Annotated in this window: 18 protein-coding genes, 2 tRNA genes and 1 pseudogene; 11 read left to right on the forward strand and 10 right to left on the reverse strand. The window is 71.0% G+C overall.

All coding sequences use genetic code 11. From position 1 onward, the window contains the following. Window positions 1–22 precede the first annotated feature (22 nt). From ABT009_RS19020 to ABT009_RS19030, 3 genes are all read left to right on the forward strand, one after another. A tRNA-Met gene (locus ABT009_RS19020) sits at window positions 23–96 on the forward strand. Between the two features lie 266 nt (window positions 97–362). Beyond that, complete coding sequence (locus ABT009_RS19025) at window positions 363–2,270, forward strand: tetratricopeptide repeat protein (RefSeq protein ID WP_351295669.1); 1,908 nt, start codon at window positions 363–365, stop codon at window positions 2,268–2,270. Window positions 2,271–2,400: 130 nt separating this feature from the next. After that, window positions 2,401–2,474, forward strand: a tRNA-Met gene (locus ABT009_RS19030). Between the two features lie 74 nt (window positions 2,475–2,548). Here ABT009_RS19030 and ABT009_RS19035 read toward each other — a convergent pair. From ABT009_RS19035 to ABT009_RS19050, 4 genes are all read right to left on the reverse strand, one after another. Continuing rightward, window positions 2,549–3,685 (reverse strand): ABC transporter substrate-binding protein, encoded by a 1,137-nt coding sequence (locus tag ABT009_RS19035; RefSeq protein ID WP_351295672.1) that lies wholly within the window; start codon window positions 3,683–3,685, stop codon window positions 2,549–2,551. 38 nt (window positions 3,686–3,723) lie between these two features. Continuing rightward, window positions 3,724–4,611 carry an ABC transporter permease gene (locus tag ABT009_RS19040; protein WP_351295674.1) on the reverse strand — a complete coding sequence of 296 codons (888 nt, stop codon included), beginning with the start codon at window positions 4,609–4,611 and terminating at the stop codon, window positions 3,724–3,726. After that, window positions 4,608–5,411, reverse strand: a complete 804-nt coding sequence (locus ABT009_RS19045; RefSeq protein ID WP_351295677.1) for an ABC transporter ATP-binding protein — start codon at window positions 5,409–5,411, stop codon at window positions 4,608–4,610. Before ABT009_RS19045 ends, ABT009_RS19040 begins: the two co-directional genes overlap by 4 nt. Window positions 5,412–5,660: 249 nt before the next feature. Next, window positions 5,661–6,077, reverse strand: coding sequence for a Fur family transcriptional regulator (locus tag ABT009_RS19050; protein ID WP_181655387.1), 417 nt, complete (start codon window positions 6,075–6,077; stop codon window positions 5,661–5,663). 140 nt (window positions 6,078–6,217) lie between these two features. On the opposite strand from ABT009_RS19050, the pseudogene ABT009_RS19055 reads away from it, so the two are divergent. Beyond that, a pseudogene (locus ABT009_RS19055) lies at window positions 6,218–6,370 on the forward strand (transcriptional repressor); the annotation flags it as partial. Window positions 6,371–6,443: 73 nt separating this feature from the next. After that, window positions 6,444–8,666, forward strand: coding sequence for a catalase/peroxidase HPI (gene katG / locus ABT009_RS19060; protein WP_351295681.1), 2,223 nt, complete (start codon window positions 6,444–6,446; stop codon window positions 8,664–8,666). 140 nt (window positions 8,667–8,806) lie between these two features. Here the strand turns inward: katG and ABT009_RS19065 are convergent, their stop codons facing one another. Both ABT009_RS19065 and hisN read right to left on the reverse strand, forming a co-directional pair. Continuing rightward, window positions 8,807–9,214 (reverse strand): CBS domain-containing protein, encoded by a 408-nt coding sequence (locus ABT009_RS19065; RefSeq protein WP_351295683.1) that lies wholly within the window; start codon window positions 9,212–9,214, stop codon window positions 8,807–8,809. 222 nt (window positions 9,215–9,436) lie between these two features. Beyond that, a complete protein-coding gene (gene hisN / locus ABT009_RS19070; protein WP_351295686.1) occupies window positions 9,437–10,237 on the reverse strand; it encodes a histidinol-phosphatase in 801 nt (266 codons plus the stop codon). Between the two features lie 165 nt (window positions 10,238–10,402). Between hisN and ABT009_RS19075 the strand changes: the two genes are divergently transcribed. Then, complete coding sequence (locus tag ABT009_RS19075; protein WP_351295689.1) at window positions 10,403–11,008, forward strand: TetR/AcrR family transcriptional regulator; 606 nt, start codon at window positions 10,403–10,405, stop codon at window positions 11,006–11,008. 124 nt (window positions 11,009–11,132) lie between these two features. Here ABT009_RS19075 and ABT009_RS19080 read toward each other — a convergent pair whose 3' ends face one another. The 4 genes from ABT009_RS19080 to ABT009_RS19095 all read right to left on the reverse strand — a co-directional run bounded on the left by ABT009_RS19080 (window position 11,133) and on the right by ABT009_RS19095 (window position 14,864). Beyond that, window positions 11,133–11,456 carry a DMT family transporter gene (locus tag ABT009_RS19080; protein WP_351295691.1) on the reverse strand — a complete coding sequence of 108 codons (324 nt, stop codon included), beginning with the start codon at window positions 11,454–11,456 and terminating at the stop codon, window positions 11,133–11,135. A gap of 128 nt (window positions 11,457–11,584) precedes the next feature. Then, window positions 11,585–12,610 (reverse strand): ribosome small subunit-dependent GTPase A, encoded by a 1,026-nt coding sequence (gene rsgA, locus ABT009_RS19085; protein ID WP_351295694.1) that lies wholly within the window; start codon window positions 12,608–12,610, stop codon window positions 11,585–11,587. An 18-nt stretch (window positions 12,611–12,628) separates the two neighbouring features. Beyond that, complete coding sequence (aroA, locus tag ABT009_RS19090; protein ID WP_351295696.1) at window positions 12,629–13,969, reverse strand: 3-phosphoshikimate 1-carboxyvinyltransferase; 1,341 nt, start codon at window positions 13,967–13,969, stop codon at window positions 12,629–12,631. 163 nt (window positions 13,970–14,132) lie between these two features. Continuing rightward, window positions 14,133–14,864, reverse strand: a complete 732-nt coding sequence (locus ABT009_RS19095; protein WP_351295699.1) for a M50 family metallopeptidase — start codon at window positions 14,862–14,864, stop codon at window positions 14,133–14,135. 82 nt (window positions 14,865–14,946) lie between these two features. Between ABT009_RS19095 and ABT009_RS19100 the strand changes: the two genes are divergently transcribed. The 5 genes from ABT009_RS19100 (at window position 14,947) to ABT009_RS19120 (ending at window position 19,391) form a co-directional block, all read left to right on the forward strand. After that, a complete protein-coding gene (locus tag ABT009_RS19100; RefSeq protein ID WP_351296022.1) occupies window positions 14,947–15,762 on the forward strand; it encodes an SOS response-associated peptidase in 816 nt (271 codons plus the stop codon). Between the two features lie 132 nt (window positions 15,763–15,894). Continuing rightward, complete coding sequence (locus ABT009_RS19105) at window positions 15,895–16,530, forward strand: alpha/beta hydrolase family protein (protein WP_351295701.1); 636 nt, start codon at window positions 15,895–15,897, stop codon at window positions 16,528–16,530. A gap of 272 nt (window positions 16,531–16,802) precedes the next feature. Continuing rightward, complete coding sequence (sigR, locus tag ABT009_RS19110) at window positions 16,803–17,474, forward strand: RNA polymerase sigma factor SigR (RefSeq protein WP_351296026.1); 672 nt, start codon at window positions 16,803–16,805, stop codon at window positions 17,472–17,474. Next, the gene (gene rsrA, locus ABT009_RS19115) at window positions 17,471–17,788 is read left to right on the forward strand and encodes a mycothiol system anti-sigma-R factor (protein ID WP_351295704.1); all 318 of its coding nucleotides are present in this window, start codon (window positions 17,471–17,473) and stop codon (window positions 17,786–17,788) included. The genes sigR and rsrA overlap by 4 nt, the downstream gene beginning before the upstream one ends. A gap of 232 nt (window positions 17,789–18,020) precedes the next feature. Then, on the forward strand, window positions 18,021–19,391 hold the full coding sequence (locus tag ABT009_RS19120) for an HD-GYP domain-containing protein (protein WP_351295707.1): 1,371 nt from the start codon (window positions 18,021–18,023) through the stop codon (window positions 19,389–19,391). The last annotated feature ends 365 nt before the right edge of the window (window positions 19,392–19,756 follow it).

Raw genomic sequence — 19,756 nt, forward strand, 5'->3', positions numbered from 1 at the left:
TGATACGGTTCCAGAACAACGACGCGGGGTGGAGCAGCTCGGTAGCTCGCTGGGCTCATAACCCAGAGGTCGCAGGTTCAAATCCTGTCCCCGCTACTGAAGGCGAAGGCCCGGATCCATTGAGGATCCGGGCCTTCGTCATGTCTGCGTTCGTCGACCCGGTCCCCGTCCGCGCTCCCCGTCCGTGAGTTTTCACCCGTGCGTGCCGTTGACGACCGACGCTTGTACGAAGACTGCTCCAGCCGGTGGGAGTTGGGGATTCTGTGTTTCACTTGTCTCTCTGTGGGCATGTCGACAAAACGCTGAAGTGACCTCAATGGCTGCGGTATACCAGGTGTACCCAGGTTGCAGGTGGTGCGACGATGGACGTTATGGGGGACAAGGCAACTCTGTACGAGACGGGGCGGTTTGTGCATGCGGCCGACCGGGACGAGACCGGTGCGGCCGCCGAGGAGGCACGCAGGCGGCTCGCCGCCGAGAGCGGTGACGTCGAGGCGATGAGCGTCCTCGGGGCCATGCTGCTGCGCCGCGGCGACCTCGACGGAGCCGAGCCCCAGCTGCGCGCTGCCACCGCGGCCGGTGACCGCGCCGCCGCCAACAACCTGGGTGTCCTCCTGCACCAGCGCGGCTACGCCGACGAGGCCGCCGGATGGTGGCGTATCGCCGCCGTCGCCGGTTCCGCGCCCGCCGCACACGCGCTCGGCCGGTACCACCGCGAACGCGGCGACGAGCCCGCCGCCGAGTACTGGCTGCGCCAGTCCGCCGAACAGGGCCACGTCCTTGGCGCCTACGCCCTCGCGGACCTCCTCGAGCACCGCAGCGACTCCGAGGCCGAGACCTGGATGCGGGCCGCCGCCGACCACGGCCACCGCGAGGCCGCGTACCGCCTGGCCCGCGCGCTCGACCAGCGGGCGGCACAGGAGCACGCCGACGGCACGCTCCCGGTCCCGATCCCGGCGCAGCGGACAAGCGCGGACGGCAAGCCGCGGGCGACCGCGGGCGACACCGCGCCCGACGGCGACGGAGTCCGGCCGGAAGGGGACGGTGCGCCTGCGCTGACCCTCGCCGACGAGGCCGAGCAGTGGTACCGGCAGGCGGCAGCGCGCGGGCATCGGCGCGCTGCGCTGCAGCTCGGCGCGATCCTCGAGAAGCGGGGCGAGCTGAAGGAGGCGGGACGCTGGTATCTGACGTCCGCCAAGGACGGCGAACCGCGTGCCGCGTGCGCGCTCGGCTTCCTGCTGCGCGACGCCGGCGACGAGGAGAACGCCGCCGTGTGGTGGCTCAAGGCCGCCCAGGAAGGCGACGGCAACGCCGCCAACGCGCTGGGCGCGCTGCACGCCGAGCGCGGCGAGTCCCAGACGGCCGAGCGTTGGTACCGGGCCGCCATGGACGCGGGCGACGTCAACGGCTCCTACAACCTCGCCCTCCTCTGCGCCGGCCAGGGCCGCACCGCCCAGGCCGAGCAGTGGTACCGGCACGCCGCCTACGCGGGCCACCGCGAGGCCGCCAACGCGCTGGCCGTTCTGCTGCTGCAGGGCGGCGACGCGGCAGGCGCCGAACCGTGGTTCTCCAAGGCCGCCGAGGCGGGCAGCGTGGACGCCGCGTTCAACCTCGGGATCCTCTGCGCGAGCCGCGGCCAGGAGGCCGGCGCGCTGCAGTGGTACGAGCGGGCCGCGGCGGCCGGGCACACCGAGGCCGCCCTCCAGGCCGGCATCGCGCGCCTGCGGGAAGGCGACGAGCCGACCGCGGAGCGTCATCTGCGGTGCGCGGCAGGCGGGGGCAGCGCGGAGGCGGCGTACCGGCTCGCGACGCTCCTGGATGCGCGGCGCCCGCCGGCGAAGGCCCACGAGCTCGGTGAGCCGGCGACGGAGAAGACCGAGTGCGAGGAGTGGTACGAGCGGGCCGCTGAGCAGGGGCACCGGCGTGCCCAGGTGCGGGTCGGGATGCTCGCCGCCGCGCGCGGCGACGTGGTCGAGGCAGCGCGCTGGTACCGGCAGGCGGCCGAGGCCGGCAGCCGGAACGGGGCTTTCAACCTCGGGCTGCTGCTCGCCCGCGAGGGCAGCGAGCCGGAGGCCGCCCTGTGGTGGACGCGGGCGGCCGACGCCGGCCACGGGCGGGCGGCACTCCGGCTCGCCCTGCTCTACGCGCGTCGGGGCGAGCTGGTCGAGGGGCAGCGGTGGTGCGACCGGGCCGTCGCGCTCGGGTCGGGAGAGGTTGCCGAGAGGGCTGCGCGGTTGCGGGACGCGCTCCGGCAAGAACTGTCGGCCTGAGCGGGTCCGACAGCGGCCTGATGGGAGATCCCGACGCCGTGGTCGGCCCTCGGGTGGCCGGCTCGCGCCATCCCGTCCCGCAAGCGATTTGCTCTTACGCGTCGGGCTCGCGTAATGTTGGGTTCACCGACGCGGGGTGGAGCAGCTCGGTAGCTCGCTGGGCTCATAACCCAGAGGTCGCAGGTTCAAATCCTGTCCCCGCTACTGAATCGGAAGGCCCGGATCCTCAAGGATCCGGGCCTTCCGACTTTCTCAGCCCTGCCGCGGTGAGCGGATGGCTACGGCGTGTGGCCGACCGTTTCCTCGTACAGGGCGCGGTTCACCGCCTTCTTCTCCGGCACCGCATCTCCCTCGGAGACGCCTGCCGCGGCATACGCGGCCTGCAGCCGGTCCGTCGTACCGGAACGGATCTCCCAGTCCATGCGGAGCGGCGGGGTCGATTCCAGCACGGCCACGTCCGTCTTCAGGAGCTTCGCCAGGTAGGCGACGAACTCCGGGTCCTTCTTGTAGTCGGACGGGAAGTAGGTGTTCACCGTGCGGATGTAGGCGCGCAGCAGTGCCACGCCCGCGTCGACATCGTCGTTCAGCAGCTTGGGGCCGAAGAGCATGCCGCCGAGCGGCTCGCCGGCCGGCTGGCCGCCCAGGAACGCGTAGCGGTCGTCGCCGTCGACCTTGCGCCACACCGGATCGAGCAGCCAGGCCGAGTCGACGCCGCCGTTCTGCAGGGCGGTCAGGACGTCGGCCGAGCCCAGCTGCTGGAACTGGATCTTGTCGAGGCCGCCGCCGTGCTTCTCCAGCGCCTTGTTCATCGGGTACGCGATGACCGAGCCCTTGCCGATCATCGTGCCGAGCTTGCGGCCCGCCATGGCGACGTGGTCCGCGCTCTCGCCCTCCTTCAGCCGCACCCACAGGCCGCTCTTCGAACCCGGGTCGGGCGAGAAGTTCCCGGCCACCCACTTGATGTCGAAGCCGCCGATGATGCCGTTCATCACAGCGGCCTCGGGCGCCGCCCACTGTGCGTCGATGTCGCCCTTCGCGAGGAGCGGCAGCGCGTCCGGGGTCGGCAGCACCTTGAGTTCGACGTCCAGGTTCTCCTTTGCGAACTCGCCCTTCTCCAGGGCCACCTCCAGCGGTGCCACGTACTCGGCGCTCAGGGTGCCGGTGGCGATCGTCAGTTTCCGCTTCTTCGCGAGCGGCTGCGGGGCGGGTGCGCCCTTGTCGCAGCGGGCGGGCTTGCGGTCCGCGGACAAGTCCGTTGGGTCCGTCCAGCTGCCCTCATCGCAGCCGGCCACCGCCTTGACGGCGCGGGGCGCGGCCGCCGACCCGGTGCCCGGGCCGTCGTTCTTCGCGCAGCCGGCCGAGGCGAGCAGGGTTCCCGCGACGAGCAGCGCCGTCGCGGCAGTGCGGGTGTACATGAAACCTCCGTACGGAAGTATCGAAAGCGTCCGACGTGTCATGACTGGCCCCGGCCTCGGTCGCGCGGTGCCCACGGCGTGAGCAGCCGGCCGACGAGCCGTACGACCTCGGAGAAGAGAACGCCGAGCACGGCGACGCAGACGATGCCGACGAACATCACGTCGTTCTGGAACAGCGCGCGTGAGTCGAAGATCAGATGGCCCAGGCCGTTCGTCGCGGCGATCTGTTCGGACGCGACGATCACGAGAACCGCGACGCCCGCCGCGATCCGGGCGCCGACCAGCACCGCGGGCAGTGACGCGGGCAGCAGTACGTGCCGGAACATCTGCCACGGCGAGGCCCCGAAGACCTGCCCGGCGTCGCGGTGCCCTGCCGGGACCGCCAGCACGGCGGCCATCGTCGAGATCCAGACGAAGAAGAAGACCGTGGCCGCGACCAGCGCGACCTGCGGGCCCTCGCCGAGACCGAACATGTTCAGGAAGATCGGCAGCAGGGCCAGCTTGGGGACCACGTACAGGGCGTCGAGCAGGGGCTCCAGCGCGGCCCGTACGAGGGACAGGGAGCCCATGAGCAGGCCGAGCGCGTATCCGGTGAGGGTGCCGATCGCGTATCCGGCCAGCACGCGCTTGAGCGTGGCCCATACGTCCGGCCAGAGATCGCCGTCCGCGGCCCGGTCCCAGCCGTCCGCGAGGATCGTGCTCGGCGCCGGGTAGACACGGTCGTCGACCCAGCCCTGCACGGCGGCCAGCTGCCACAGCAGGACCAGGACGAGGGGGACGGCGACCGCCAGGGACAGCTCCAGGGTGCGGCGCCTGCGGTGGGTGCGTACGGGATGGAGCTCCTGCGGGCCGGGGCGGCGGACCAGTACCGCCTCGTCGGCGGCGCGTTCCTTGCGTACGTCGGCGGGGGCGGGGTGGACGCTCATGCCGGCACCGCCTCCCTGCGGACCTCACCGCGCAGCAGCTCCCACAGCTCGCTCTTGAGTGCGGTGAACTCCGGGGCCGAGCGGACGTCGCCGGAGCGCGGGCGGCCGAACGGCGGCCGGCGCTCGGCGATGATCCGGCCCGGACGGGCCGACATGACCAGGACCCGGTCGCCGAGGACGATCGCCTCTTCGAGGCTGTGGGTGATGAAGAGGGTGGTGGTGCTGGTGGTCTGGGTGAGGTCGAGGAGCTCGTCCTGGAGGATCGTGCGCAGCTGGGCGTCGAGCGCTGCGAACGGTTCGTCCATCAGGAGGATCTCCGGCTCGACGGCCAGTGCGCGGGCGATCGCGACGCGCTGGCGCATGCCGCCGGAGAGCGTGGCGGGGTAGGCGCCCGCGAAGTCGGCGAGGCCCATGCGGGCCAGCCAGTCGTGCGCTCGGGCGTTGGCCTCGCGGCGCGGGACGCGCTGGATGTCGAGGCCGAAGCGGACGTTGGCCAGGACCGTCTTCCAGTCGTAGATGCCGTAGTCCTGGAAGATCATCGCGGCGGGGCGGGGGGATGTGGTGCGGATCTGCAGTTCGCCGGCGGTGGGGCGGAGGAGGCCGGCGGCTATGCGGAGGAGGGTGGACTTTCCGCAGCCGGAGGGGCCGACGATGCAGGTGAACTCGCCGGGGGCGATGTCCAGGTCCACGGGGCCGAGGGCGTGGACCGCCCTCGGGCTCCGGCCGAAGGTGCGGGTGAGGGCGGTGGCCCTGAGTTTGGGGGTCTGGGGGGCTGTGGGGATTGGGTGCGGCTCTCCCACGGGTCTTCTCCTTGCGGAGTGCGGATGTGTGAGCGCCGTTGACAATATGACGGGGCGTCAGTTTCTGGAAGAGGGTGCGTACGTCGAGTGTGCCGTTGACCTTGGGCGCCCCGGTACGGGGGTGCCCGGGGGGGTGAAGGGGTTGCCCGACGGTGCGGGGTTCCGCTGCGTCCACCCGTTCCAGCCGTGCCCGCAGCAGAGGAGAAGCCCCGGCACCTAGTCGGTGCCGGGGCTTCCAGGAGTCGTGTGTCAGGCGCCCGCGCAGTTCGGGCAGACGCCCCGATACGTGACCTCGACGTCCGAGATCGTGAAGCCGAAGCGCTCCGTGTCGGGGAGGTCGGCGAGCGGGTTGCCGCTCGGGTGGACGTCGCGGATGGCGCCGCACTGGCCGCAGACCAGGTGCTGATGCGGCCGGTGCGCGTTCGGGTCGTACCGCTTCGCGCGCTTGTCCGTGCTGACCTCGATCACCTCGCCGAGTGATACGAGCTCGCCCAGCGTGTTGTACACCGTCGCCCGGGAGATTTCGGGCAGCTTGGCAACGGCTCGGGCATGCACCTCGTCGGCCGTCAGATGGACGTGTTCGCCGTCGAGGACCTCGGCTACGACACGCCGCTGCGCGGTCATCCGCCATCCGCGTCCGCGCAGTCGCTCCAACAGGTCACTCATGAAAACCAGCCTAACAGCAGGGGAACCAGATCCCGAACGGGTGTGACTTTGGAAGTTAGCTTGACTTAGACATTGTCTATCGTAGGATCGACTTCGGCTTTGGCCAAGCGACAGGAACAGGCAGAAGTGACGTTGGCACCATGACCGAATCCCGGACTCCGACCACCGCAGGGGAGCTGTGCGGTGCCGGCCCCCGGGTGGCGGCCGCCCGCGTCGCGCTGCTCGAGACCGTCCGGGACGGTGGCCACCTCGGCGTCGAGGCGATCGCTTCCGGGGTGCGCGATCGCGGGGGCCCGCGCCCCGACCGACTGTTCGACCGCCCGCAGTTCCTGAGCACCGTGATCCGCCTAATCCGGAAGGATTCCCATGACTGAGAACCACGACGCGATCGTCACAGACGAGAAGCCGGAGGAGGCTGGCCGCTGCCCGGTCGCGCACGGGCGCGCTCTGCACCCGACTCAGGGCGGCGGAAACCGCCAGTGGTGGCCGGAGCGGCTCAACCTGAAGATCCTGGCCAAGAACCCCGCCGTGGCCAACCCGCTCGGTGAGGACTTCGACTACGCCGAGGCCTTCAAGTCCCTCGACCTCGCCGCCGTGAAGCAGGACATCGCCGAGGTGCTGACGGACTCGAAGGACTGGTGGCCGGCCGACTTCGGTCACTACGGCCCGTTCATGATCCGCATGGCCTGGCACAGCGCGGGCACCTACCGCATCAGCGACGGCCGCGGCGGCGCCGGCGCCGGGCAGCAGCGCTTCGCCCCGCTCAACAGCTGGCCGGACAACGGCAACCTCGACAAGGCCCGCCGCCTGCTGTGGCCGGTCAAGAAGAAGTACGGCCAGAGCCTCTCGTGGGCCGACCTCATGATCCTCGCCGGCAACGTCGCCCTGGAGTCCATGGGCTTCGAGACCTTCGGTTTCGCCGGCGGCCGCGCGGACGTCTGGGAGTCCGAGGAGGACGTGTACTGGGGCCCCGAGACCACCTGGCTCGACGACCAGCGCTACACCGGCGACCGCGAGCTGGAGAACCCGCTCGGCGCGGTCCAGATGGGCCTCATCTACGTCAACCCGGAGGGCCCCAACGGCAACCCGGACCCGATCGCCGCGGCCCGCGACATCCGTGAGACGTTCCGTCGGATGGCGATGAACGACGAGGAGACCGTCGCCCTGATCGCGGGTGGCCACACCTTCGGTAAGACCCACGGCGCCGGCCCGGCGGACCACGTCGGCAACGACCCCGAGGCCGCCCCGATCGAGGCGCAGGGCTTCGGCTGGGCGAGCACCTACGGCACCGGCAAGGGCGGCGACGCGATCACCAGTGGCCTGGAGGTCACCTGGACCAGCACGCCGACCCAGTGGAGCAACGGCTTCTTCAAGAACCTGTTCGAGTACGAGTGGGAGCTGACCCAGAGCCCGGCCGGCGCCCACCAGTGGGTCGCCAAGGACGGCGCCGGTGCGGGCACCATCCCCGACGCCCACGACTCGTCGAAGAGCCACGCCCCGAAGATGCTGACGACGGACCTCTCGCTCCGGTTCGACCCGGTCTACGAGCAGATCTCGCGTCGCTTCTACGAGAACCCCGAGGAGTTCGCGGACGCCTTCGCCCGCGCCTGGTACAAGCTGACCCACCGCGACCTGGGCCCGAAGTCGCTGTACCTCGGCACGGAGGTCCCGGCGGAGACCCTGCTGTGGCAGGACCCGCTGCCGGAGGCCGAGGGCGAGGCCATCGACGCGGCCGACATCGCGGCCCTCAAGGCCAAGCTCCTCGACTCGGGGCTGACCGTCTCGCAGCTGGTGTCCACGGCGTGGGCGTCGGCGTCGACGTTCCGCACCAGCGACAAGCGCGGCGGCGCCAACGGCGCCCGTATCCGCCTGCAGCCGCAGAGCAGCTGGGAGGTCAACGACCCCGACCAGCTGGCGCAGGTGCTGCGTGTCCTCGAGGGCATCCAGTCGGAGTTCAACTCCGGCGCCAAGAAGGTCTCCCTGGCCGACCTGATCGTCCTCGGCGGCGCCGCCGCTGTGGAGAAGGCCGCCAAGGACGCCGGTTACGAGGTCGAGGTGCCCTTCGCGCCGGGCCGCGTGGACGCGACGGAGGAGCACACCGACGCGGAGTCCTTCGCCGCGCTGGAGCCCACCGCCGACGGCTTCCGCAACTACCTCGGCAAGGGCAACCGCCTGCCGGCCGAGTACCTGCTGCTCGACAGGGCGAACCTGCTGGGCCTGAGCGCCCCCGAGCTGACCGTCCTCGTAGGTGGCCTCCGCGTCCTGGGCGCGAACCACCAGCAGACGTCGCTCGGCGTCCTCACCGACAAGCCGGGCACGCTGACCAACGACTTCTTCGTCAACCTGCTCGACCTGGGTACGACGTGGAAGTCGACCTCGGAGGACCAGAACACCTTCGAGGGCCGTGACGACGCCACCGGCGCGGTCAAGTGGACCGGCACCCGTGCCGACCTGGTCTTCGGCTCGAACTCCGAGCTGCGCGCGCTCGCGGAGGTCTACGCGAGCGATGACGCGAAGGAGAAGTTCGTGAACGACTTCGTCGCGGCGTGGGTCAAGGTCTCGAACCTGGACCGGTTCGACCTCGTCTGATTCGACCTCGTCTGATGTGACGTCCAGGCCGGTCCGTACCGGCCGGCCTGGACGTCCTCGGTCCGAAGTTGTCGTGAAGCTTGTCGTAAGGGACGGGCCGGAGCCCTGTGGGGGCTCCGGCCCGTTCGCTTGTCCGCCGGCTAGGGGGCCGCCGCCGGTACCCGCTGCCGGGCGGGTGCCCAGCAGCGGATGATGTCGCGTACCGAGACGATGCCGACCGGCTCGTGGCCATGCTCGTCCAGCACGATGAGATGCCGGAAGCCGCCGTGCGTCATGGCGTCCGCGGCGTTGTCCAGGGTCCACGCCGGGGCGGCGAAGACGACGTTGTCGGTGGTGTGGGCGCCGGCCTTCTCGTGGTCCGGGTCCTGGCCGAGGCCGATTGAGTTGAGTATGTCGCGCTCGGTGAGGATGCCGAGCCCGCTCGTGTCGGGGTCGAGTACCACGGCGGCGCCGACACGGCGTGCCGACATCAGCCGGGCCGCCTGGCGGAGGGTGTGGTCGGGGCCGATGACAAGCACCAGCGTGCTCATGGCGTCACGGACGAGCATGAATGGAGCCACCTCCTGGGGTTCCGCTTCCGAGCCCCCGGTGCCCGAGGCACCTGTTGAACCCTTCACAAGTTCACAAGTGGGGGACTTTCAGAGTTGCAGCGAAGCGGAAACCCAACAAGGGGGCGCGTGCGCACGGGTTTTTACGTTCTTTACCTCCGCGCGCCGGGCCCCCGGCACGGTCGGTGTCAGTTCGCAGGTGTGCGGCGGCTACCGTCGGCGTCAGTAGCGCTGGTTCAGATAACCCAGCAGCTCCTCGTGGAGCGGACCGTTCGACGCGGCCGCGTTTCCGCTGTGCGGGCCGGGACGCCCGTCGAGGCCGGTGAACGTGCCGCCCGCCTCCGTCACGATGATCGCGTTGGCCGCCATGTCCCACAGGGACAGCTCCGGCTCCGCGCAGATGTCGACGGAGCCCTCGGCCACCATCATGTAGGGCCAGAAGTCGCCGTAGCCGCGCGTACGCCACACCGCCCGGGTGAGATCCAGGAAGCCGTCCAGCCGCCCCTGCTCCTCCCAGCCGCTCAGGCTCGAGTACGCGAAGGAGGCGTCGGCCAGCCGCTGCACGCGGGAGACCTGCAGACGGCTCGCGGACGACAGGCTGCGCCCCGTGTACGCGCCGTGCCCCTTCGCCGCCCACCAGCGGCGGCCCAGCGCCGGCGCCGACACGAGGCCGACGACCGGCTGGAAGCCGCCCTCGCCCGCCTCCATCAGCGAGATGAGCGTGGCCCAGACCGGCACACCGCGTACGTAGTTCTTGGTGCCGTCGATCGGATCGATCACCCAGCGGCGGGGGCCGGTGCCCTCGATGCCGTACTCCTCGCCGAGGATCGCGTCGCGCGGGCGCGCCCGGCCGAGGTGGCCGCGGATGAGCTCCTCGGCCGCCTTGTCGGCCTCGCTCACCGGCGTCATGTCCGGTTTGGTCTCCACCTTCAGGTCGAGGGCCTTGAACCGGTCCATCGTCGCCGCGTCGGCGGCGTCCGCGAGGACATGGGCGAGACGCAGATCATCGAGATAGTCGGGCATGGGCGAACAGTATCGATCTCCTCGCGGATGCGGCCACATGGCCTTCGCGACGGAGGGGCGCCGGAGCGCCGGCTCACTACGGGCAGTACAGGCACGACCCTTGACAGTGCTCCTGGGCGCGTCAACCCTGACACGGGAGCCGCTCGCCGCTCGGCCGGGGAGGCGATGATGCCTGCAGCGCGGGAATCCTTGTTGGACGCGGCCTATATGGCGCTGTCGCGCTGTCCGTGGTCCGGGGTGCGGATGGTCGACGTGGCGGCCGCGGCCGGGGTCTCGCGGCAGACTCTCTACAACGAGTTCGGAAGCAAGGAAGGGCTCGCCCGTGCGCTGGTGCGGCGTGAGGCCGACGCGTATCTCGCGGGCGTCGAGCGTGCCCTCGCGAGCCATGTCGAACCGCGGGAACGGCTCGCTGCGGCCGCCGAGTGGACCGTCGCGGCGGCTCGCGGCAATGTGCTGGTGCGGGCCGTGCTGACCGGGTGCTGGAGCGAGCGGCTGCCCTCGTTGAAGCTGTCCGCCGTGCCGTCGTCGTCCGCCGTGCCGGCGCAGCGACGGGCGGATGGGGCGTTGCCATCGCCGTCCGACGTTGTCGGGCTTGTGCGGGATCGGGCGGTGGCGTCCATGGCTCCGCCGGGGGCCGAGGCGCCGGAGCTCGCGCGGGCCTGCGAGGTCGCCGTGCGGCTGGCGGTTTCCTGTGCGGTTGCCCCCGTCGGGGAGGGTGGGGTGGGGCGGCTGGTGCGGGACACGCTCGGGAGCGGTGCGTTGCGGATGTGACCTGTCTGCGGACCGGTTGGTGGTTTGTGCCCACCCCTCCCCCCAGGGACCGCTGGGAGGTGCCCCCAGCCCTGCGGAACGCCTGCCCGCAAACCAGCCAGCGGCTGACGCACATCGCCAACCGTCAGTGGCTCGAGCCCGACAGTTGGAGCCCGATCACTCCCACGATCACCAGTGTGATCGAGACGATCTTCAGGGTGGAGACGAGGTCGCCGAGGAAGATCATGCCGTAGATGGCGGTGCCGGCCGCGCCGATGCCGGTCCACACGGCGTAGGCGGGCCCCACGTCCAGCTTCTTCAGGGACAGGGTGAGCAGGCCGAAGCTGCCGAGTGCGAAGCAGGCGAAGGCGATCGTGGGCCAGAGTCTGGTGAAACCGTGCGAGAGCTTCAGGCATACCGCGAAGCCGGTCTCGAGAAGACCGGCCACGATGACCAGCAGCCACGCCATGTATCTGCCTCCCGCATCAGGTGATCGCGTTCCGTGACCGCTTCGTCTGGCTTGGGGCCAGCTCGGTGCGATTATGCACTTACCGTTACCGTCATGGCGCAAACACCGGGGAGGTCACGCCGGGAAGGTCAGTCCCCTTCGTGGCGCTCCCGGGTCGCCAGCAGCCGTCGCAGCGAGTACAGACGCGCCGGATCGGCATGCCCCTCGGCCACCCACTCGTCCAGTGCGCAGTCCTGTTCGTCGTGGCTGCAGGCGCGCGGGCAGCCCTCCGTCCCCGGCTCCAGGTCCGGGAAGGCGTGGATGACCCGGGACGGGTCGATGTGAGCGAGGCCGAAGGACCGTACGCCCGGAGTGTCGACCAGCCAGCCGTCGCCCGGGCCGTCCTCGGCGCCGATGAGGGGCAGGGCCAGGGCCGACGTGGTGGTGTGCCGGCCGCGGCCCGTGACCGCGTTGACATGACCGGTCGTCCGTCGGCGGTCCTGCGGGACCAGGGCGTTGACCAGCGTCGTCTTGCCCACACCGGAGTGGCCGACGAACGCGGTGATCTTGCCGTCGAGGTGCTCGTGCACCCGGTCCGCGGCATCGCCGTTCTCCAGCTCCGCACGGCTGGTGACGACATACGGGACGCCGAGGGCGCCGTACAGATCGAGCAGCTTGTCGGGCGGGGCGAGGTCGGACTTGGTGAGGACGAGCAGTGGTTCGAGCCCGCCGTCGTACGCAGCGACCAGGCAGCGGTCGATCAGGCGCGGCCGCGGCTCCGGGTCGGCAAGGGCGGTGACGATGGCGAGCTGGTCGGCGTTGGCGACGACCACGCGCTCGTACGGATCGTCGTCGTCGGCCGTGCGCCGCAGCACCGAGGTGCGCTCGGAGATCCGCACGATGCGGGCGAGGGTGTCCTTCTTGCCGGACAGATCGCCGACCAGGTGGACCCGGTCGCCCACGACGGCGGCCTTGCGGCCGAGCTCGCGGGCCTTCATCGCGAGGATGACGCGGTCCTCGACGAGGCAGGTCAGCCGCCCGCGGTCCACGGTGAGGACCATGCCCTCCGCGGCGTCCTCGTGCTTCGGGCGGATGCTCGTACGGGGCCGGTTGCCCTTGCGGTTGGGGCGGACCCGGACGTCGTCCTCGTCGGTGTGCTTGCCGTAGCGGCGCATGGCTCGGAATCCCGCCCGTCAGTTCCCGAGCATTCCGGCCCACATATCGGGGAAGTCTGGCAGGGTCTTCGCCGTCGTCGCGACGTTCTCCACCTGTACGCCCTCCACGGCGAGGCCGATGACGGCGCCCGCGGTGGCCATGCGGTGGTCGTCGTACGTGTGGAAGATGCCGCCGTGCAGCGGGCGCGGGCGGATGTGGAGCCCGTCCGCGGTCTCGGTGACGTCGCCGCCCAGCTCGTTGATCTCCTTGGTGAGGGCCGCGAGGCGGTCGGTCTCGTGCAGGCGCAGATGGGCGACGCCGCGCAGCGTCGACGGGGAGTCCGCGAGGGCCGCCACGGCCGCGATGCCCGGGGTCAGCTCGCCCACCTCGCTCAGATCGGCGTCGATGCCGTGGATCGAGCCGGACCCGGTGAACACCAGGCCCTGGTCGGTCAGCTCGCAGGAGCCGCCCATCGCGGTGAAGAGCTCGCGCAGTCGGTCGCCGGGCTGCGTGGTGCGCTCGGGCCAGTCCGGGATGACGACGCGGCCGCCGGTGACCAGGGCGGCGGCCAGGAACGGCTGGGCGTTCGACAGGTCCGGCTCGATCGTGAGATCCACGCCGAGCACGGCGCCCGGAGTGACCCGCCAGACGTTCGGTTCGCCGCCCGACTCCGGGGTGTCGACCTGCGCCCCGGCGTTGCGGAGCATGTCGACGGTCATCCGGATGTGCGGCATCGAGGGCAGCGCCGAGCCGACGTGGCGGACCTCGACGCCCTGGTTGAAGCGCGGGGCGGAGAGCAGCAGGGCACTCACGAACTGCGACGACGAGGAGGCGTCGATCTCGACCGGGCCGCCGTCCAGCGCACCGCCGCCGAAGACGGTCATCGGCAGGGCACCGCGGCCGTCGTCGTCGATCCGCGCACCGAGGACGCGCAGGGCGTCGATCACGCCGTTCAGCGGGCGCTCGTACGAGCGGGGGTCGCCGTCGAACCGCACGGGACCGTCCGCGAGCGCGGCGACCGGCGGCAGGAAGCGCATCACCGTGCCGGCATTGCCGACGTCGACGGTGGCCGGGCCCTGCAGGCCCGAGGGGATGACGCGCCAGGCCTCGCCCGACGCGGCGGGGCCCCGGGCGACGGTGGAGCTGGAGGACACCGTCTCCTCGATGCCGACACCCATGGCGCGCAGACCGCCCGCCATCAGCAGCGTGTCGCGGGAGCGCAGCGGACGGCGCAGCCAGCCGGGCTCGGCGGCCAGTGAGGCCAGGACGAGGGCCCGGTTCGTGACCGACTTGGATCCGGGCACGTGGACCGTCGCGTCGACGGCCGCGCTCGCGTGCGGGGCGGGCCAGAGGTCGATGTGCGCTGGGTTCTCGGTCATGTCCCTCACTTTAGTGGTTGGCCATGACCCGAGATCTTGATCAAATGTGGCGAAACCCATGCGAAACAGTGCGCTGATATGCGAGTGGGTGCGTAATTCCGTACGAACACCGGTGCACCCGGTCGAGAGCGTTCGTTCTCAGGGGCTCCTACGCATCAGAGACTCATAGGCCGAGCAGCCACTGGCCGCCCCCGATGAGCGAGCAGAGCGACACCGCATGGAAGAGGAAAAGCCACATCCCCGCCGGAACGTGCGTGAGCCGCGACAACTGGTCGGCGTCCGAGTCGCCGGCGCCTCCCCTGCGCCGCTTGGCCTGCAGCTCGAAGGCCGGCCGTACGCCGCCGAGGAGCAGGAACCACACCACGACGTACGCGAAGGCCGCCTGCACCTGCGGACCCGTGAGCCAGGAGACGAGCAGGAACGTGCCGCCGGTGATGACCACCGTCAGGGCGCCGTACGCGTTGCGGATCATCACCAGCATCGCGACGAGCAGGGCGGTGGCCAGCCACAGCAGGGCGGTGATGTGGCCGACGGCGAGCAGCGCGGCGCCGCCGAGGCCGAGCAGCGGGGGAGCGGTGTAGCCCGCGGCCGCGGTGAGGATCATGCCCAGACCGGTGGGCCTGCCGCGGCTGACCGTGAGGCCGCTGGTGTCGGAGTGCAGGCGTATGCCGTCCAGACGGCGGCCGGTGAGGAGGGCGACCAGGCCGTGACCGCCCTCGTGGGCGATGGTGATCGCGTTGCGGGCGAGCCGCCACGGGCGGTACGGCACGACCACGGCGAGCGCGACGGCCGCTGCGGCGATCACCACCCACTGGTCGGGGTCCGGCTGGGTGCCGAAGACGCGGTCCCAGAGGGAGGCGAGTGATGCACTCGCGGTGGTCGTTGCGCTCTCCATGTCTGGGGCGGGCTCCTCTCGGGCGCGAAGCTCCCTGGAAGGGTGGTGGTGGGAGCTGGGTGGGCCTGGCAGTGTGGCACGTATGTGCGGACGGTATGCATCGAGTCGTAGGCCCGAGGATCTCGCAGGAATCTTTGAGATCGAGAAGTGGGAGCCGAAGGAGGCGCTGGCGCCCGACTACAACGTGGCTCCCACCAAGGACGTCTACGCGGTGCTGGACCGTCCTCTGAAAGACGCCGACAGCCCGCGACCGGTTCGCCAGCTGCGCACGCTCACTTGGGGACTCGTACCGTCGTGGGCGAAATCACGCGAGGGCGGGGCGCGGATGATCAACGCCCGTGCGGAGACGGTGCACGAGAAGCCGTCGTACCGGCGCGCCTTCGCCTCCCGGCGCTGCATCATCCCTGCCGACGGTTATTACGAGTGGGTGACCGCGGCCGCCGAGCGTGATCTCGAGGTCCAGGGCAAGAAGAAGCGGCCGCGGAAGCAGCCGTACTTCGTGACGCCCGCGGACGGGTCGGTCTTCGCGATGGCCGGGCTGTACGAGTTTTGGCGGGACCGGACGCTGCCGGACGATCATCCGCGGGCGTGGTGGGTGACGTGTGCCGTCATCACGACGGACGCGGAGACCGGGCCGCTTGCCGTTGCGCCGGCGGAGGGGCCGGGGTCGCTTGCCGAAATTCATCCTCGGATGCCGTTGATGCTTACGCCGGATCGGTGGGATGCGTGGCTGGATCCGTCTCGGACGGATCCTGAGGATCTGCGGGGCTTGCTTGCGGCGCCTCCCGAGGGGCTTATGCGGGCTTACCCCGTGTCCACGGCTGTGAGTGATGTGCGAAACAACGGGCCTGAGCTCTTGAAGGAGCTGGACGGGCCCGAGGTCGGCACGCTGTTCTGAGGGCGGGCGCCCTCATGGGCAAGGGCGCCCGCCGTCATGGGCTGTGCCCACCCTCCCCCAGCTACCGCTGGGAGGCCCCAGCCCAGCGGAACGACTGCCCACAGCAGTAGCGGCACGCGGCAGTATGGGGCTGTGACGCGTACTGAGAACGTCGAGACCGATGCCGGGGCGGCTCGGATCAGCTGGTATCCCGCCGTGGCCAAGGCGCGGGTCGTGCTTGCTCTCGGGCATGGGGCCGGCGGTGGCGTCGAGGCGCGGGATCTGCAGGCACTCGCCCGGGTGCTGCCTGCGCACGGGGTGACCGTCGCGCTCGTCGAGCAGCCCTGGCGGGTGGCCGGGAAGAAGGTGGCGCCCGCGCCGAAGACGTTGGACGTCGGATGGCGGGGGGTGTGGCCCGCGCTCGAGAAGCCCGGGCTGCCCGTCGTCTCCGGCGGCCGCAGCGCCGGGGCCCGCGTCGCCTGCCGTACGGCCGTCGAACTGGGCGCCCACGCCGTGCTTGCCCTCAGCTTCCCGCTGCACCCGCCCGGCAAGCCGGAGAAGTCCCGTGCCGACGAGCTCCTCGCCGCCGGCGCGCCCACGCTGGTCGTCCAGGGCGGCAATGACCCCTTCGGGAAGCCGGAGGAGTTCCCGGAGGGGGACTACGAGCTCGTCGAGGTGCCGTACGGCGATCACGGGTTCGCCGTGCCGAAGCGGGCCGCCATCGGCCAGGACGAGGCGCTGGAGATCATCACCGGCGGTGTCGTGGAGTGGCTTGTGTCACTCGAATGACGCCACTGTTGCCTGTCGGGAATGTTCGAGCCCCGAACCACTGTTGTGGCGGACAGACGGTACCGACATCCGGTGCCGGACCGTTCGTAGGAGAGGAAGTCCGCCGCATGGGTTCGACCATCTGCCCGAGCCGCCGCAGCGCCGCCGACCTGGACTGGACGGTGCTGACCGCGGCCAAGAACGCCCCCATTCGGGCGGCGGGCGGACCGGATCGTCGTCTATCCTCCGATTCGAGTGGGGTCCGACCCGGCCCCGCTGCATCGGTTGAGGAGGTGGGTCCGGTCACTGGGACCGACGCAGGGGCCGACAACGGCCAGGCGGATCAGCCCGAGGGCGCGGAGACGGCTGCCGAGCGCAGCGCGCGCTTCGAGCGGGATGCCATGGAGTTCCTCGACCAGATGTACTCGGCCGCGCTCCGCATGACCCGCAACCCCGCGGACGCCGAGGACCTGGTGCAGGAGACGTACGCCAAGGCGTACGCGTCGTTCCACCAGTTCCGCGAGGGCACGAACCTCAAGGCGTGGCTGTACCGCATCCTCACGAACACGTTCATCAACAGCTACCGCAAGAAGCAGCGCGAGCCGCAGCGCAGTGCCGCCGAGGAGATCGAGGACTGGCAGCTGGCGCGCGCCGAGTCGCACATGTCGACGGGTCTGCGCTCCGCCGAGTCGCAGGCGCTCGACCACCTGCCCGACTCGGACGTGAAGGCCGCGCTGCAGGCGATCCCCGAAGAGTTCCGTATCGCCGTGTATCTGGCGGACGTTGAGGGCTTTGCGTACAAGGAGATCGCGGACATCATGGGTACCCCCATCGGTACTGTGATGTCGCGGCTTCACCGGGGCCGCCGCCAGCTGCGGGGCATGCTGGAGGACTACGCCCGTGACCGCGGGCTCGTCCCGGCCGGCGCCGGAGAGTCGGACGAAGCGAAAGGGTCGGGCTCATGAGCTGCGGAAAGCCGCACGAGACTGACTGCAGTGAAGTACTCGATCACCTCTACGAGTACCTGGACCATGAGATGCCGGACACCGACTGCAGCAAGTTCGAGCACCACTTCGAGGAGTGCTCGCCGTGCCTCGAGAAGTACGGGCTCGAGCAGGCGGTGAAGAAGCTGGTCAAGCGGTGCTGCGGCCATGACGACGTGCCCGCCGGGCTGCGGGCGAAGGTCATGGGACGCATCGAACTGATCCGGTCCGGCCAGGCGGTTCCCGATCACGACGTGACGGTCTCGGATCTGCCGGCGGGCGCCCAGGAGGGCTGAGGCCCCCACACGTACACACGAACGAACAGGCCGCGACATTTCGTCGCGGCCTGTTCGTCGTCGGCGCTGTTCGGGCTCTGTATGCAATACCGTCACCCGAATGTGCTAATCCGTGGCCGTGGTGCCATGGGAATCACCCATTGCCGCCCCTGCTCCCCGCCCGCCGATCTATTCTCCGGAGCCTTGACGGGCTTGCCCGGCCGTACGGTCCGGGCCACGCGAGGGGAGCGCCATGCGGTCGGTTCCGCCGTGTGCCCGCGTCTTCATCGCCTGCGTCGCCGTGGGCGCCACCGCCTGTGCGGCCCCCGCTCTGACGCCGCGCACCCCGTGGCCCGCGGTCGTGCTGCTGGCGCTGCTGTACGCCGGGTGCGAGCAGGCGCCGCGGCTGCGCATCGCCGGGCGCCGGGCGCCCGAGGGCATGGGCACCTTCTTTCCGGTGCTGCTTGCCGGAGCGTTCCTTCTGCCGCCCGAGGCCGCCGCGCTGGTCGCCGTACCCGGCGGGCTGCTGGCCAGTGTCGAGCAGCGGCCCCAGTGGGTACGCCGGGTCTGGCGCGCCGCCCAACTCGCCCTGAGCGCCTCGGCGGCGGCCGCGGTGCACACGGCATTGGGCGGGCGCGGTGCCGTGACGGCCGCGGACTTCCCGTACGTCCTCGTGCCCGTCGGGGCCGCCGTACTGGCGTTCTGCTGTGTGCTGTCGTACCTGGACAGCGGCATCCTCGCGGCGGCGAGGGGAGTGCCTCCCGTGCCGTTCAGGCCGAGGCGATGCGCGGCGGTGCCGGTCGCGTGGCGGGGGCTGCTCCTGCGCTCGCTCGCGCCTGTCGGGGTGCACGGCCTCGCCGGGCTGATGATGGCCGTGCTCTGGCGCAGCCCGTACGGTCCGCTGGCCGCGCTGCTCGTGCTGCTGCCGATGTACGTCTCCTGCTGGGCGTTCGCGCAGTACCACCACGAGCAGACCGCGCACCGGGCCACCATCCGGGCACTCGTGCAGGCGGTCGACATCAAGGACGAGTACACGCGCGGGCACAGTGAGCGCGTCGGACAGGCGTCGATGATGATCGCGCGGGAGCTGGGGATGGACGACGAGCGGGTCGAGGTGCTGCGGTTCGCGGGCATCCTGCACGACGTCGGGAAACTCGGCGTACCGACACGGCTGCTCAGGAAGGACGGGCCGCTGACCCCCCAGGAGCGGCGCGTCATCGAGCTGCATCCGGAGTACGGCCACGAGATGGTCCGCGGCATCGGGTTCCTGGGGGAGGCGCGGACGGCGATCCTGCACCATCACGAGCGGCTGGACGGCAGCGGTTACCCGTACGGGCTCGTGGGCTCCCAGATCCCCGAGTGCGCGCGGGTGGTGGCGGTCGCGGACGCCTTCGACGCGATGACGTCGACGCGGTCGTACCGGAGGGCACGGCCGGTGGCGGTCGCGGTGGAGGAACTGGAACGGTGCGCGGGAGCCCAGTTCGACCCGCAGATGGTACGGGCCCTGGTGCGCGCCCTCGGGCGCCACGGCTGGCACCCGGCGGTCACGGCGGACGAGCCAGGCCCCGGCGGGGCGGTGCCCGCCGCGCGCCAGGCCCCTGTCCGTGCGGACAACGCGTCGTGACCGGGCTGGGGGGCCCGGACCCGGAGGCCCTGCGCGGCTCCGCGGCCCGGGGCTCGCGCCGCTCCGCGACGCAGGCGTTGCGCCGCTCCGCGGCGGGCATTCTGCGCCGCTTCGCCCCGGAAGCGTTGCGCCGCTCCGCGGCCCAGGCCTCACGCCGCTCCGCGACGGCGATTCTGCGCCGCTCCGCGGCGAAGGCCTCACCCGGCTCCGCGCCGAAGGCCGCAATCCGCTCTGCGGCGAAGGCTTCGCCGGGCTCCGCGCCGAAGGGCGCAAACCGCACCGCGACGAAGGCCTTACACCGCTCCGCACCAAAGGCCGCCCGCCACTCCGCGGCCGAGAAACCCCGCCGCTCTGCGGCGGAGGAA

Origin of the sequence: Streptomyces sp. NPDC002896, assembly GCF_040295225.1 — a bacterium.
GTDB lineage: Bacteria > Actinomycetota > Actinomycetes > Streptomycetales > Streptomycetaceae > Streptomyces.